Origin of the sequence: Arthrobacter sp. SPG23 (assembly GCF_000876655.1) — a bacterium.
GTDB lineage: Bacteria > Actinomycetota > Actinomycetes > Actinomycetales > Micrococcaceae > Arthrobacter.
In genome coordinates this window covers 257,976-273,476 of record NZ_JYCN01000022.1, presented here as the reverse complement: position 1 = coordinate 273,476, position 15,501 = coordinate 257,976, and the positions used below count along the sequence as shown (strand labels likewise).

The window sequence follows — 15,501 nt, the reverse complement described above, 5'->3', positions numbered from 1 at the left end:
TTCAGCCTTCATATAGCGGTGGGCTTTGCCTAGCAGCTGATCCATCAACGTGCCGTCAAAGACGTGTCACACCATGGGCAGCCTGGGTCCCGGGTCATATAGCGGAACCGGACTGGTAGCGCTGCGGAGTCATTCTGCAGGGCTTGCAACGGGGGAGATCTGAAAACGCCTGAAGGTCTGTGGAAGGATCCCTCTTGGTCGCCTCGAGCACCTCTAATGTAAACAACGCTACCGCTATCAATGCCGACAGCACCGATGGTGCCACTCGCCGGCTCTCATTCGCAAAGATTCACGAACCTCTTGACGTTCCGAATCTGCTTGCCCTGCAAACGGACAGCTTTGACTGGCTGGTCGGAAACGAACGCTGGCAGGCACGCGTTGCGAAGGCCGTCGAAGAAGGCGACCTCAGCGTCGCCACTAGCTCCGGTCTGTCTGACATCTTCGAAGAGATCTCCCCGATCGAGGATTTCCAGGGCACCATGTCCCTGAGCTTCTCCGATCCGGAGTTCGCTGATCCCAAATACACCATGGCCGAGTGCAAGGACCGGGACGCTACGTACTCCGCTCCGCTGTACGTTAAAGCCGAATTCATGAACAACAACACGGGCGAAATCAAGCAGCAGACCGTGTTCATGGGTGACTTCCCGCTGATGACCGAGAAGGGCACCTTCGTCGTCAACGGCACCGAGCGCGTCGTTGTCTCCCAGCTGGTCCGTTCCCCGGGCGCCTACTTCGAGCGCACCGCCGACAAGACCAGCGACAAGGATATCTTCACTGCGAAGATCATCCCGTCCCGCGGTGCCTGGTTCGAGCTCGAGATCGACAAGCGCGACCAGGTCGGCGTCCGCCTTGACCGCAAGCGCAAGCAGTCCGTCACGGTGCTGCTGAAGGCCCTCGGCTGGACCGAAGGCCAGATCCTCGAAGAGTTCGGCCAGTACGACTCCATGCGCGCAACGCTGGAGAAGGACGCCACCGAAACCCGCGAAGACGCCTTGCTGGACATCTACCGGAAGCTGCGACCGGGCGAGCCGCCCACCGTCGAGGCTGCCCAGTCCCTGCTGGACAACCTGTACTTCAACTCCAAGCGCTACGATCTGGCCAAGGTCGGCCGTTACAAGATCAACCGCAAGCTTGGCATCGACCGCTCCCTTGGCGACAAGGAAGCTTCGGTCCTGCACGTTGAAGACATCGTTGCCATGATCAAGTTCCTGGTTGCACTGCACGCCGGCGAGAAGACCCTCATGGGCAAGCGCGACGGCCAGGACCACGAGCTGCGCGTCGAAATCGATGACATCGACCACTTCGGCAACCGCCGCATCCGCGCCGTTGGCGAGCTCATCGAGAACCAGGTCCGCACCGGCCTGTCCCGTATGGAGCGTGTCGTCCGCGAGCGTATGACCACGCAGGACGTCGAGGCCATCACGCCGCAGACGCTGATCAACATCCGCCCGGTTGTGGCAGCCATCAAGGAGTTCTTCGGAACTTCGCAGCTGTCCCAGTTCATGGACCAGAACAACCCGCTGTCGGGTCTGACCCACAAGCGCCGTCTGTCGGCGCTTGGCCCGGGTGGTCTGTCCCGTGACCGTGCAGGCATGGAAGTCCGAGACGTTCACCCGTCCCACTACGGACGTATGTGCCCCATCGAAACCCCTGAAGGCCCGAACATTGGTCTGATCGGTTCGCTGGCATCCTACGGCCGCATCAACCCCTTCGGTTTCATCGAGACGCCTTACCGCCTCGTGTCCGAGGGCGTCGTTTCCGACGAGGTCCAGTACCTGACGGCCGACGACGAAGCAGAGGTCCTGATCGCCCAGGCCAACGCTCCGCTGGACGAGAACAAGAAGTTCGCCGAAGAGACCGTCCTGGTCCGCGCCCGTGGTGGTGGAGGCGAGCCCGTGCTGGTTCCCGCCGCCGACGTCGAGTTCATGGACGTTTCCCCGCGCCAGATGGTGTCCGTGGCTACGGCCCTGATCCCGTTCCTCGAGCATGACGATGCTAACCGCGCACTCATGGGTGCCAACATGCAGCGCCAGGCTGTGCCGCTGGTCCGTTCCGAGGCGCCGTTCGTCGGTACCGGCATGGAGCGCGCCGCTGCAGTCGACGCCGGTGACGTTGTCATCGCCAAGAAGGCCGGTGTGGTCACCGAGGTGTCCGCCGAGCTCGTCATCATGCTCAACGACGACGGCACGGAAACCAACTACCGCATCAACAAGTTCGCGCGTTCCAACCAGGGCAACTGCTACAACCACCGTGTCCTGGTGAGCGAAGGCCAGCGCCTGGAGGTCGGCGGCATCATCGCTGACGGCCCGGCAACGGACCAGGGTGAACTTGCCCTCGGTAAGAACCTGCTCGTGGCATTCATGTCATGGGAAGGCCACAACTTCGAGGACGCCATCATCCTCTCGCAGCGCATTGTTGCCGAGGACGTTCTTTCCTCCATCCACATCGAGGAGCACGAGATCGATGCCCGCGACACCAAGCTTGGTGCCGAGGAAATCACCCGTGACATCCCCAACGTGTCCGAGGAAGTCCTGGCAGGCCTGGACGAGCGCGGCATCATCCACATCGGTGCCGAGGTCGAAGCCGGCGACATCCTGGTCGGAAAGGTCACCCCTAAGGGTGAAACCGAACTGACTCCGGAAGAGCGCCTGCTGCGCGCCATCTTCGGTGAGAAGTCCCGCGAAGTCCGCGACACGTCACTGAAGGTTCCGCACGGCGAGTCCGGCACCGTTATCGGCGTCCGCGTCTTTGACCGCGACAACGACGACGAACTTCCCCCGGGCGTCAACCAGCTGGTCCGCGTCTACGTGGCTGCCAAGCGCAAGATCACCGACGGCGACAAGCTCGCCGGCCGTCACGGCAACAAGGGTGTTATCTCCAAGATCCTTCCGATCGAGGACATGCCCTTCCTTGCCGACGGCACCCCCGTTGATATCGTCCTGAACCCGCTGGGTGTTCCTGGCCGTATGAACGTCGGCCAGGTGCTCGAAACGCACCTCGGCTGGGTTGCCAAGACCGGTTGGAAGATCGAAGGCGAGCCCGAGTGGGTCAAGCAGCTGCCGAACCTGCCGCGCGAAAGTGGCCAGACCACTGTTGCAACGCCGGTCTTCGACGGTGCACGTGAAGAAGAAATCACGGGCCTGCTCGATTCCACCAACGTGACCCGCGACGGCGACCGCCTGATCAACTCCTCGGGCAAGACCCGCCTGTTTGACGGCCGCTCCGGCGAGCCGTTCCCGGATCCGATCTCGGTCGGCTACATGTACATCCTGAAGCTCCACCACCTGGTGGACGACAAGATCCACGCACGCTCCACCGGCCCGTACTCCATGATCACGCAGCAGCCGCTGGGTGGTAAGGCACAGTTCGGTGGCCAGCGCTTCGGTGAAATGGAAGTGTGGGCGCTCGAAGCTTACGGTGCCGCCTACACGCTCCAGGAACTCCTCACGATCAAGTCGGATGATATCCACGGTCGCGTGAAGGTCTACGAAGCCATCGTCAAGGGCGAGAACATCCCGGAGCCGGGCGTTCCTGAGTCCTTCAAGGTCTTGATCAAGGAAATGCAGTCGCTGTGCCTGAACGTGGAAGTACTCTCCACGGACGGAACCACAATTGAAATGCGTGACTCTGATGACGCAGTCTTCACGGCTGCGGAAGAACTGGGCATCGATCTGTCTCGTGCAGAGCCCAGTTCCGTAGAAGAGGTCTAGCAGGGCGTCCGACGGCGGGTGACCACCCGCCGTCGGACCCCTCGGCCCCTTCCCGTAACCCAAGACTTCAGAATTTAGAGAACAAGAGAGAACAGGGACCATATGTCCAGCGAATCCTCCTTCGGCCTCATGCAGATCGGCCTCGCCACCGCGGAAGACATCCGTGGCTGGTCTTACGGCGAGGTTAAGAAGCCGGAAACCATCAACTACCGCACGCTCAAGCCCGAGAAGGACGGCCTCTTCTGCGAGAAGATCTTCGGCCCGTCCCGCGACTGGGAATGCTACTGCGGCAAGTACAAGCGCGTGCGCTTCAAGGGCATCATCTGCGAGCGGTGTGGCGTTGAGGTCACCCGTGCCAAGGTCCGCCGTGAGCGCATGGGCCACATCGAACTGGCTGCGCCCGTAACGCACATCTGGTACTTCAAGGGTGTTCCGTCCCGCCTGGGCTACCTTCTTGACCTGGCACCGAAGGACCTTGAAAAGGTCATTTACTTCGCTGCCTACATGATCACGAGCGTCGACACCGACAGCCGCCACGAGGAACTGCCCAACCTGCAGGTTGAGCACGACATCGAGAAGAAGCAGCTGGTAGACAACCGCGACTCCGACATCGCCACGATCGCCCGCGACCTCGAGAACGAGCTTGCCCGTCTCGAAGGCGAAGGCGCCAAGGCTGCCGACAAGAAGAAGGCCCGCGACTCCGCGGACCGTCAGATGGCCAACGTGCGTAAGCGTGCCGACGCCGACATCGAGCGCCTTGAGCAGGTCTGGGACCGTTTCAAGAACCTGAAGGTCGCAGACCTCGAAGGCGATGAAGGCCTCTACCGCGAACTGCGTGACCGCTACGGCATGTACTTCGAAGGCTCCATGGGTGCCGAAGCCATCAAGAAGCGTCTTGAGAACTTCGACATGCAGGCCGAGTCGGACCTGCTGCGCGACATCATTGCCAACGGCAAGGGCCAGCGCAAGACCCGCGCCCTGAAGCGCCTGAAGGTGGTCAACGCCTTCCTGACCACCAACAACAGCCCGCTCGGCATGGTGCTGGACGCCGTCCCGGTGATCCCGCCGGAACTGCGCCCGATGGTCCAGCTGGACGGCGGCCGCTTCGCGACCTCCGACCTCAACGACCTCTACCGTCGTGTGATCAACCGCAACAACCGACTCAAGCGCCTGCTTGACCTCGGTGCTCCGGAGATCATCGTCAACAACGAGAAGCGCATGCTTCAGGAAGCTGTTGACAGCCTCTTCGACAACGGCCGTCGTGGCCGTCCGGTTACGGGTCCGGGCAACCGTCCGCTGAAGTCCCTGAGCGACATGCTCAAGGGCAAGCAGGGTCGTTTCCGCCAGAACCTGCTCGGCAAGCGCGTTGACTACTCCGGCCGTTCGGTCATCGTCGTCGGCCCGCAGCTGAAGCTGCACCAGTGTGGTCTGCCCAAGCAGATGGCCCTGGAGCTCTTCAAGCCGTTCGTGATGAAGCGCCTGGTTGACCTCAACCACGCCCAGAACATCAAGTCGGCCAAGCGCATGGTCGAGCGTTACCGTCCGCAGGTCTGGGACGTCCTCGAAGAGATCATCACCGAGCACCCGGTGCTGCTGAACCGTGCACCTACCCTGCACCGCCTCGGCATCCAGGCCTTCGAACCGCAGCTTGTGGAAGGCAAGGCAATCCAGCTTCACCCGCTGGTTTGTGGCGCCTTCAACGCTGACTTCGACGGCGACCAGATGGCAGTGCACCTGCCGCTGAGCCCCGAGGCCCAGGCTGAAGCACGCATCCTGATGCTGTCCTCGAACAACATCCTGAAGCCGTCTGACGGCCGCCCGGTGACCCTTCCTTCGCAGGATATGATCATCGGCCTCTACCACCTGACCACCAAGCGTGTCGGTTCAGCTGGCGAAGGCCGCATCTTCTCCTCGGTTTCGGAAGCCATCATGGCGTTCGACCTGCACGAGCTGCACCTGAACTCCCAGGTCAAGATCCGTCTTGAGGGTTTTGTCCCTTACGCCGGCTGGGAAGCTCCGGAAGGCTGGGAGCCGGGTCAGACCGCGCTCGTCCAGACCTCCCTGGGCCAGGTCATCTTCAATCAGACCCTTCCCGAGGACTACCCGTGGGTTGAGGCTGTTGCCGACAAGGGCGAACTGTCCCGCATCGTCAACGACCTTGCCGAGCGCTACCCGAAGGTTGTCACCGCGGCAACGCTGGACAACCTGAAGGATGCCGGTTTCTACTGGGCCACCCGCTCAGGCGTCACCGTCGCCATCTCCGACATCGAGGTTCCGGTTGAAAAGCCGGTCATCCTTGCCGGTTACGAAGAGCGCGCTGCCAAGATCCAGGGCCAGTACGACAAGGGCCTGATCGACGACGACGAGCGTCGCCAGGAACTGATCGAGATCTGGAACAAGGCAACCAACGAGATTGCCCAGGTCATGCGTGACAGCCTGTCGCCGATGAACACCATCAACCGCATGGTGTCCTCCGGTGCACGTGGTAACTGGATGCAGGTCCGTCAGATCGCGGGTATCCGTGGCCTGGTGGCCAACCCTAAGGGTGAGATCATCCCGCGTCCGATCAAGTCCTCCTACCGTGAGGGCCTGTCGGTGCTGGAATACTTCATCGCCACGCACGGTGCCCGTAAGGGTCTGGCTGACACCGCCCTGCGTACCGCCAACTCGGGTTACCTGACCCGTCGTCTGGTGGACGTCTCGCAGGACGTCATCGTCCGTGAAGAGGACTGCGGCACCGAACGCGGCCTCGTCACCCCGATTGCCGTGGCTGACGCCAACGGCGAGCTGGTCCTGGACGAGAACGTTGAGAACAGCGCGTACGCCCGTACCCTGGCCGTGGATGTCGTTGACTCCAAGGGCAAGGTCCTGGCTGCCGGCGGCACCGACTGCGGCGACGTCGTCATTGCCGAACTGTTCGCAGCCGGCATCACCGAGGTCAAGGTCCGCTCCGTACTCACCTGTGAGTCCAGCGTCGGCACCTGCGCCCTGTGCTACGGCCGTTCGCTGGCCACCGGCAAGACCGTGGACATTGGTGAGGCTGTGGGCATCATCGCCGCACAGTCCATCGGTGAGCCCGGTACCCAGCTGACCATGCGTACGTTCCACACCGGTGGTGCTGTTTCCGCCAGCGGCGGCGACGACATCACCCAGGGTCTGCCCCGTATCCAGGAGCTTTTCGAAGCCCGTACTCCGAAGGGTGTCGCACCGATTGCGGAAGCAGCCGGCCGCATCACCATCGAAGAGTCCGAGCGCCAGATGCGCCTGGTCATCACTCCGGATGACGGCAGCGAAGAGATCGCCTACCCGGTCCTGCGCCGCTCACGCCTCCTGATTGAAGACGGCCAGCACGTTGCGGTGGGCCAGAAGCTCATCAACGGTCCGGTCGACCCCAAGCAGGTCCTTCGCATCATGGGTCCCCGTGCTGCACAGAAGTTCCTGGTGGACGAGGTCCAGGGTGTGTACCGCAGCCAGGGCATCGGTATCCACGACAAGCACGTCGAGGTTATCGTTCGCCAGATGCTGCGCCGCGTCACGGTTATCGAATCCGGTGAATCCGACCTGCTCCCCGGTGAGCTGGCCGAGCGCAGCCGCTTCGAAGACGCCAACCGCCGCGTTGTGTCCGAGGGCAAGACTCCGGCTTCCGGACGTCCCGAGCTCATGGGTATCACCAAGGCATCCCTGGCGACCGAGTCCTGGCTGTCGGCAGCTTCCTTCCAGGAGACCACCCGCGTCCTGACGCAGGCAGCCATGGAAGGCAAGAGCGACCCGCTGCTCGGCCTCAAGGAAAACGTCATCATCGGTAAGCTCATCCCCGCCGGCACGGGCCTCCCGCGCTACACGGAGGTCACGGTGGAGCCGACTGAAGAAGCAAAGGCCAACCTGTTCACAGGTCCCAGCGCATTCAGCGACTTCTCGTACGACACCCTGGGCGGCGACGGAGCTCCTGAGTTCCACGCCATCCCGCTGGATGACTACGACCTCGGCAGCGACTTCCGCTAACCGGTAGCTCGGCGTCGGGCCCCGTCACCACTCCGCATCAACAGCGGAGGGGCGGCGGGGCCTTTCCGTTGCCTCGATTAAGCCTTGACGGCCGTCCATGTTAGACTGGATACCAATTGTTATTGTGGCAGTGGATGAGTGCGCCGGCTGAGCTGAAAGGCAAAGCCAGAGCGACGTTTCCGGTTTGCAGGGTTCTTGTGCAACGTATGCCACATTTTTGCATGCCTAGGGACCGATGCAGACGTAAGTCGCGGTCCCGGTGTGCGATCCGACTATTAAGGCTTCGCCTCAGCTGCTCTGGAGATTCTTCAAAGCTCGGGCGGCGGGGCAAAGCAAAAGGAGAGCGGCTGTCAGCGGCCGCTCCGGATAAAACGGAGAACACGAGAGTGCCTACGATTAACCAGTTGGTCCGTAAGGGCCGCACGCCTAAGGTCTCAAAGACCAAGGCTCCCGCGCTTAAGGGCAGCCCGATGCGCCGCGGTGTTTGCACCCGCGTCTACACCACCACCCCGAAGAAGCCGAACTCGGCTCTGCGTAAGGTTGCACGTGTGCGCCTTAACGGTGGCGTTGAGGTTACCGCTTACATCCCCGGTGTAGGCCACAACCTCCAGGAGCACTCCATTGTGCTCGTCCGTGGCGGTCGTGTGAAGGACCTCCCGGGTGTCCGTTACAAGATCGTCCGTGGCGCCCTCGATACCCAGGGTGTGAAGAACCGTAAGCAGGCCCGCAGCCGCTACGGCGCAAAGATGGAGAAGAAGTAATATGCCTCGCAAGGGTCCGGCCCCCAAGCGGCCGCTAGTACTAGATCCCGTTTACGGCTCCCCGCTGGTCACCCAGCTGATCAACAAGGTGCTGGTAGACGGCAAGAAGTCCACCGCTGAGCGCATCGTTTACGGTGCCCTCGAAGGCGCCCGCGCCAAGTCCGGCGGCGACCCCGTAGCAGCACTCAAGAAGGCCATGGACAACGTCAAGCCTTCCCTCGAGGTCCGCTCACGCCGCGTTGGTGGCGCAACCTACCAGGTTCCGGTTGAGGTCAAGCCGGGCCGCTCCACGGCCCTCGCCCTCCGCTGGCTGGTTGGTTACTCCAAGGCCCGCCGCGAAAAGACGATGACCGAGCGCCTCCAGAACGAAATCCTGGATGCCTCGAACGGTCTCGGTGCCGCTGTGAAGCGTCGCGAAGACACCCACAAGATGGCCGAGTCCAACAAGGCCTTCGCACACTACCGCTGGTAATACTTCCCGGACGCCGCCGGCTCTGACGAGCCGGCGGCGAACGTGTAGTCCATCCGAAAGGGAGACACCGTGGCACAGGACGTGCTTACCGACCTTAGTAAGGTCCGCAATATCGGCATCATGGCCCACATTGATGCCGGCAAGACCACCACCACCGAGCGCATTCTGTTCTACACAGGTGTGAACCACAAGATCGGCGAAACGCACGACGGCGCTTCGACCACCGACTGGATGGAACAGGAAAAGGAACGCGGCATCACCATCACGTCTGCCGCCGTGACCTGCTTCTGGGAAAACAACCAGATCAACATCATCGACACCCCCGGCCACGTGGACTTCACGGTTGAGGTTGAGCGGTCCCTGCGCGTCCTCGACGGTGCAGTTGCCGTGTTCGACGGCAAGGAAGGCGTGGAGCCGCAGTCCGAGACTGTCTGGCGCCAGGCTGACAAGTACAACGTTCCGCGTATCTGCTTCGTCAACAAGATGGACAAGCTCGGCGCTGACTTCTACTTCACCGTCGACACCATCATCAGCCGCCTCGGTGCCAAGCCGCTCGTCATGCAGCTGCCGATCGGTGCCGAGAACGACTTCATCGGCGTCGTCGACCTGCTCTACATGCGCGCACTGGTATGGCCTGGCGATGCCAAGGGTGACGTCACCATGGGTGCCAAGTACGAGATCCGCGAGATCCCGGCTGACCTCCAGGAGAAGGCTGACGAGTACCGCGCAACGCTCATTGAGACCGTTGCCGAGTCCTCCGAAGAACTCATGGAGAAGTACCTTGAGGGCGAAGAGATCTCCATCGACGAGCTCAAGGCCGGCATCCGCAAGATGACGATCAACTCCGAGATCTACCCGGTCTTCTGTGGTTCCGCGTTCAAGAACCGCGGCGTTCAGCCGATGCTGGATGCTGTTGTTGACTACCTGCCGAACCCGCTCGACGTCCCCCCGATGATCGGTCACGATCCTCGCGACGAAGAGAAGGAACTGACTCGTAAGCCGTCTTCCGAAGAGCCGTTCTCCGCACTGGCATTCAAGATCGCCGCGCACCCGTTCTTCGGTCAGCTGACCTTCATCCGCGTGTACTCCGGTCACGTGGAGGCAGGCGCCCAGGTGGTTAACTCCACCAAGGGCAAGAAGGAGCGCATCGGCAAGCTGTTCCAGATGCACGCCAACAAGGAAATGCCTGTTGAGGGCGCTACCGCCGGCCACATCTACGCAGCCATCGGTCTGAAGGACACCACCACGGGCGACACCCTGTGCGACTCCGCCAACCAGATCGTCCTCGAGTCCATGAGCTTCCCGGAGCCCGTGATCTCGGTTGCCATCGAACCGAACACCAAGGGTGACCAGGAGAAGCTGTCCACGGCTATCCAGAAGCTCTCCGCTGAGGACCCGACCTTCCAGGTCTCCCTCAACGAAGACACCGGTCAGACCATCATCGCCGGCATGGGCGAGCTCCACCTGGACATCCTGGTGGACCGCATGCGCCGCGAATTCAAGGTCGAGGCAAACGTCGGCAAGCCGCAGGTTGCCTACCGCGAAACCATCAAGCGCGCTGTAGAGCGTCACGACTACACGCACAAGAAGCAGACCGGTGGTTCCGGCCAGTTCGCAAAGATCCAGATCGCGATCGAGCCGCTGGACACCTCAGGTGGCGAGCTGTACGAGTTCGAGAACAAGGTCACTGGTGGCCGCGTTCCGCGCGAGTACATCCCGTCGGTCGATGCCGGTATCCAGGATGCGCTTAACGACGGCGTCCTGGCCGGTTACCCGGTTGTTGGCATCAAGGCAACGCTGATTGACGGCGCCTACCACGATGTTGACTCCTCGGAAATGGCGTTCAAGATCGCCGGCCGTATGGCTTTCAAGGAAGCCGCACGCAAGGCGAACCCTGTTCTGCTCGAACCGCTGATGGATGTTGAGGTCCGCACCCCTGAGGAATACATGGGTGAAGTTATCGGTGACCTCAACTCCCGCCGTGGCCAGATGCAGTCCATGGAGGATGCCCAGGGCGTCAAGGTCATCCGCGCGCACGTTCCGCTGTCCGGCATGTTCGGCTACATCGGCGACCTGCGTTCGAAGACCCAGGGCCGCGCTGTGTACTCCATGACGTTCAACAGCTACGCCGAGGTCCCGAAGGCTGTCGCCGACGAGATCATCCAGAAGACCCGCGGCGAGTAGTCTTTCCGACTTTCGAAGCGACAAACTCGGGTGCGTTTCCGTTTTCGGAAACTAGCCCGGTGCAGGTGGCCGGCTCCAGGCCTGCCGCACTCCGGTCAAGCCGGGTTTCGGCCATCTGCACGAACAGGCTCGAGGGACTAGTATTAGTTCCTGAATCTGCAATTTCACCAATCCAAAGCCCCCCAAGTAGACTTACTGAAGTTTCGGCCGCGACAAGCGCAGCCGGAGGGTAAGTCATTTGAAAACGTTCTAGGAGGAACCTGTGGCAAAGGCAAAGTTCGAGCGGACTAAGCCGCACGTCAACATCGGCACCATTGGTCACGTTGACCACGGTAAGACGACGCTGACGGCCGCCATTTCCAAGGTGCTGTACGACAAGTACCCGACTCTCAACGAGAAGCGTGACTTCGCGTCGATTGACTCTGCTCCCGAAGAGCGTCAGCGCGGCATTACCATCAACATCTCCCACGTTGAGTACCAGACCGAGAAGCGCCACTACGCACACGTAGACGCTCCGGGTCACGCTGACTACATCAAGAACATGATCACCGGTGCTGCCCAGATGGACGGTGCAATCCTCGTGGTTGCCGCCACTGACGGCCCGATGGCCCAGACCCGCGAGCACGTTCTGCTCGCCCGCCAGGTTGGTGTTCCCTACCTGCTGGTGGCACTGAACAAGGCTGACATGGTCGACGACGAGGAACTCCTCGACCTCGTTGAAATGGAAGTTCGTGAGCTCCTGAGCTCGCAGGGCTTCGACGGTGACGAAGCACCGGTCGTTCGCGTTTCGGGCCTGAAGGCCCTGGAAGGCGACCCGGAGTGGGTCAAGTCCGTTGAGGACCTGATGGCTGCCGTCGACGAGTCCGTTCCGGACCCCGTACGTGACCGCGACAAGCCGTTCCTGATGCCGATCGAAGACGTCTTCACGATCACCGGTCGTGGCACCGTTGTTACGGGCCGCGCCGAGCGTGGAACCCTTGCCATCAACTCCGAGGTCGAGATCGTCGGCATCCGTCCGGTCCAGAAGACCACGGTTACCGGTATCGAGATGTTCCACAAGCAGCTCGACGAAGCATGGGCCGGCGAGAACTGTGGTCTGCTGCTCCGCGGTCTCAAGCGCGATGACGTAGAGCGTGGCCAGGTTGTCGTCAAGCCGGGTTCCATCACCCCGCACACCGACTTCGAGGCTAACGTCTACATCCTCTCCAAGGACGAAGGCGGACGTCACAACCCGTTCTACTCCAACTACCGCCCGCAGTTCTACTTCCGCACCACGGACGTAACCGGCGTTATCACCCTGCCGGAAGGCACGGAAATGGTTATGCCTGGCGACAACACTGAGATGACCGTTGCGCTCATCCAGCCCATCGCCATGGAAGAGGGCCTCGGCTTCGCTATCCGCGAAGGCGGCCGCACCGTTGGTTCGGGACGTGTCACCAAGATCATCAAGTAGTACTTGACGATCAGGGATCAGGAAGCCGTTTGACGGCCATCTGATACTTATCAACAGCCCCGCTGCGTTTCTACGCAGCGGGGCTGTTTTTTGCTAGGGTTAGTCCAATCGCTGGATAAATTGGTTTCCGGAGCGGCGCTGACACCGAAATCGTGGCTGCCGTCCTGCTGGTTTCTTCCCGGCGATCCGTCCGCATGGCCGCTAATTCCAGCTGTCGAGCCGTCCCTGCGCCGGCCGTCCGTGGCTGCGGTGACCGCCACGGGGGCTCCCGTCGCGGAGGACCCCGGTCCGGGCGATTTTGAGCTCGTGGTGGAGTCGCCGGCGGTAGTCCTGGCCCGCAAGGAGAGGCGCGAACGGCAGAACATCAATGTCACGCTCTATGTCGCGAGCCTGTTGCTCGTGGCAGCGGGTGCGCTCTTCGTCGGGACTAGCCTGCCGGCCGTGCTGCGATTTGCCGGAGTCTGCCTCATCACCGCGCTGTTCTATGGCGCCGGATTAGCGGTGCACGTCAAGGCCCCTCGGCTCCGGCCAGCTGCGGTAGCGTTTGCCGGTACGGGGCTGGCACTCGTACCCGTGGCAGGCCTCGCGATGTACAACTTCACCGTTCAGGATGCGCCGCTGGCATGGTTCCTTACGTCAATGGTTGGAACGCTGGCATATGTTGTTGCCGCCCTACGGCTCGACAACCGCGTACTTGTCTACCTCTCGCTCACCTTCGTGGTCTCCACGGCCTGGTCCGGTGTGTCTGTCCTGGGTGCTCCGCTCGTTTGGTACTTTGCCGCCATGATTGGCTTCGCTGCGGCCACAACGCTGCTGTCGCAGGTGAAGCCCGGCTGGGTTCCGCCCATGCTCCTGCGTCCCCTCATGCAGCTTGACCCGTTCGTGGTCCCTGCCGTGGCCCTTGCAGTGGCTGGCGGCGGCTCTGGCTGCGCTTCGCTACACCTCCGGATTCAGGACGCCCGGGCGCATCCTGTTGGCCTCCGGGGCCGCACTGCTCGGGCTCAGCGGTGTGGGCATTCTCTTTGGCGGATCCGGCGGCCAGCAACTGTGGGTCCTGGCACTGCATGCGGCGCTGCTGTTGTGCGGACTGCTCATCGGCGAGCGGATGTTCGTCTGGTGAGGCGCGGCCGGAGTGTCCTTGCGCCTGATGTGGGCCCTTCGGTCCTACACGTTCGCGCTGCTGGCGCTGATCGCCGTCGGCCTTATTGCCTTTGCCCTGTGGAAGCTGGGGCGTTCCAAGCCTGCGCCGGCTGAGGCGGGGCCGTTGCCCGAACGGCGGACGGCATCCGACGGGCGGCAGGACGGTTCCTACTGATGCCTTGGTAAGGTTGCTGACAACGAAAGGACAGCAACATGGGCTGGTTTGTTTTCTTCCTGGTGGCCGCTGTGGTCGTCGTAGGCGTCTTCTGGGCGAAGAAGCACTTCCGACAGGAGATCGAACGCGCCAAGCGCATCAACCGCGCCAACAAGAACCAGTAGGTCCGGGCTCAGGCTCTCCGGGCCCTGCTCAGCGCCTGGAGCCAATAGAAGGATTCCTTGGGCGTGCGCTTGAGCGTGTCGAAGTCCACGTGGATCAGCCCGAACCGCTGTGAATACCCGGCGGCCCACTCGAAGTTGTCCAGCAGCGTCCACACGTAGTAGCCGAGGAGCTTCACGTCCTCGGCCAGGCCGCCGGGCGACGTCGCTGCCAGCGCATGGCCCAGGTGGCTGGCCAGGTACTCGATTCTGTTGGAGTCGGCAATCGGACCGGTCACATGCTCCGGCTCCGGGAAGCTCGCTCCGCTCTCGGTGATGTACAGCGGCGGCAAAGCATCCCCGTAGCGGTCCTTCATTTCGCGGAGCAGGATGCCGATGTGTTTAGGGGCCACAGGCCAGCCGAAGCCGGTGGTCTCGTACTCCGGATAGCCCACTTCGTGGAATGGCAACTGGGCCAGCGCTGCAGAATTGTTTGCCGGTATGCTGACGGGCCCGCGGCCCATGGCTACTTTAACGGGGTAGTAGTAATTGAGCCCGTAGAAGTCCAGGGGCTGGTGGATGGTCCGGAGGTCGGCGTCGGAGATTTTGCCCATGGAGCGGAACCACGGCCGGACCACCAGCGGCAGCTTCGGGTAGCGGCCCAGCAGGACGGGGTCCGCGTAGACGCGGTTCATCAGGATGTCGAAAATTCGCGCCACCATCCTGTCGCCAGGCTTGCCGGTGGCCGGCCGGACAGGGGAGTGCAGGTTGGTGACGCCGACTGCGCCGGTGACGCCTGCGGCCCGCAAGGCCTGGACGGCGAGTCCGTGCCCAAGCAGTTGATGGTGAATTGACGGCAGGGCGTTGAAGAGGAGACTGTGGCCCGGCGCATGGACGCCCAGTGCGTATCCGTTCAGTGTCACCGATACCGGCTCGTTCAGCGTGACCCATTGCGCCACGCGGTCCCCGAACCGTTCACCGGCAACTGCGCTGTATTCGGCGAAGCGTTCGGCGGTGGAGCGGTTCAGCCAGCCGCCGCCGTGTTCAAGCGGCAGGGGAGTATCCCAGTGGTACAGCGTGGCCATCGGCGAGATGCCGGCGTCGAGCAACTGGTCGATCAGCCGGTCGTAGAAGTCCAGGCCCTGGCTGTTGAAGGAGCCGCGGCCGTCGGGCTGGATCCGGGGCCAGGAGATGGAGAACCGGTAGGAGTCGACGCCCAGTTCCCGCATCAGGGCCACGTCTTCGCCGGAGCGGTTGTAATGGTCGCAGGCGACGGCAGGGGAGTGGCCGTCCATGATGCTGCCAGGTTTCTCGGCGAAGGCGTCCCACCCGGAAGGGCCGCGCCCGTCAGCCTTGAGGGATCCTTCAATCTGGAACGCGGCGGCGGCCACACCCAGGACGAATTCCGGGTCCAGCCGCTCGGCCAGCCTCTGCAACGCCGCAGAGTTCTGCACAGTCATGCCC

10 protein-coding genes are annotated in these 15,501 nt (G+C 62.3%); 9 read left to right on the top strand and 1 reads right to left on the bottom strand.

The features are described 5' to 3' along the window. Window positions 1–194: 194 nt before the first annotated feature. The 9 genes from rpoB to TV39_RS22740 all read left to right on the top strand — a co-directional run bounded on the left by rpoB (window position 195) and on the right by TV39_RS22740 (window position 14,061). Complete coding sequence (rpoB, locus tag TV39_RS15450) at window positions 195–3,710, top strand: DNA-directed RNA polymerase subunit beta (RefSeq protein ID WP_043483037.1); 3,516 nt, start codon at window positions 195–197, stop codon at window positions 3,708–3,710. 102 nt (window positions 3,711–3,812) lie between these two features. Further along, window positions 3,813–7,712, top strand: coding sequence for a DNA-directed RNA polymerase subunit beta' (locus tag TV39_RS15445; protein WP_043483032.1), 3,900 nt, complete (start codon window positions 3,813–3,815; stop codon window positions 7,710–7,712). 386 nt (window positions 7,713–8,098) lie between these two features. Further along, complete coding sequence (gene rpsL / locus TV39_RS15440) at window positions 8,099–8,473, top strand: 30S ribosomal protein S12 (RefSeq protein ID WP_009358312.1); 375 nt, start codon at window positions 8,099–8,101, stop codon at window positions 8,471–8,473. 1 nt (window position 8,474) lies between these two features. Next, a complete protein-coding gene (gene rpsG / locus TV39_RS15435) occupies window positions 8,475–8,945 on the top strand; it encodes a 30S ribosomal protein S7 (protein ID WP_026531948.1) in 471 nt (156 codons plus the stop codon). Window positions 8,946–9,014: 69 nt separating this feature from the next. After that, window positions 9,015–11,129: an elongation factor G gene (gene fusA / locus TV39_RS15430; RefSeq protein ID WP_043483030.1), complete on the top strand. Its 2,115-nt coding sequence runs from the start codon at window positions 9,015–9,017 to the stop codon at window positions 11,127–11,129. 262 nt (window positions 11,130–11,391) lie between these two features. Next, the gene (gene tuf, locus TV39_RS15425; RefSeq protein ID WP_003803827.1) at window positions 11,392–12,582 is read left to right on the top strand and encodes an elongation factor Tu; all 1,191 of its coding nucleotides are present in this window, start codon (window positions 11,392–11,394) and stop codon (window positions 12,580–12,582) included. An 871-nt stretch (window positions 12,583–13,453) separates the two neighbouring features. Further along, window positions 13,454–13,702: a hypothetical protein gene (locus TV39_RS15420; protein WP_144406436.1), complete on the top strand. Its 249-nt coding sequence runs from the start codon at window positions 13,454–13,456 to the stop codon at window positions 13,700–13,702. Between the two features lie 12 nt (window positions 13,703–13,714). Further along, a complete protein-coding gene (locus tag TV39_RS22140) occupies window positions 13,715–13,897 on the top strand; it encodes a hypothetical protein (RefSeq protein ID WP_144406435.1) in 183 nt (60 codons plus the stop codon). A 38-nt stretch (window positions 13,898–13,935) separates the two neighbouring features. Then, complete coding sequence (locus tag TV39_RS22740; protein ID WP_268747788.1) at window positions 13,936–14,061, top strand: hypothetical protein; 126 nt, start codon at window positions 13,936–13,938, stop codon at window positions 14,059–14,061. 8 nt (window positions 14,062–14,069) lie between these two features. Here the strand turns inward: TV39_RS22740 and TV39_RS15415 are convergent, their stop codons facing one another. Beyond that, window positions 14,070–15,497 (bottom strand): GH1 family beta-glucosidase, encoded by a 1,428-nt coding sequence (locus TV39_RS15415; RefSeq protein WP_043483024.1) that lies wholly within the window; start codon window positions 15,495–15,497, stop codon window positions 14,070–14,072. Window positions 15,498–15,501: the final 4 nt, after the last annotated feature.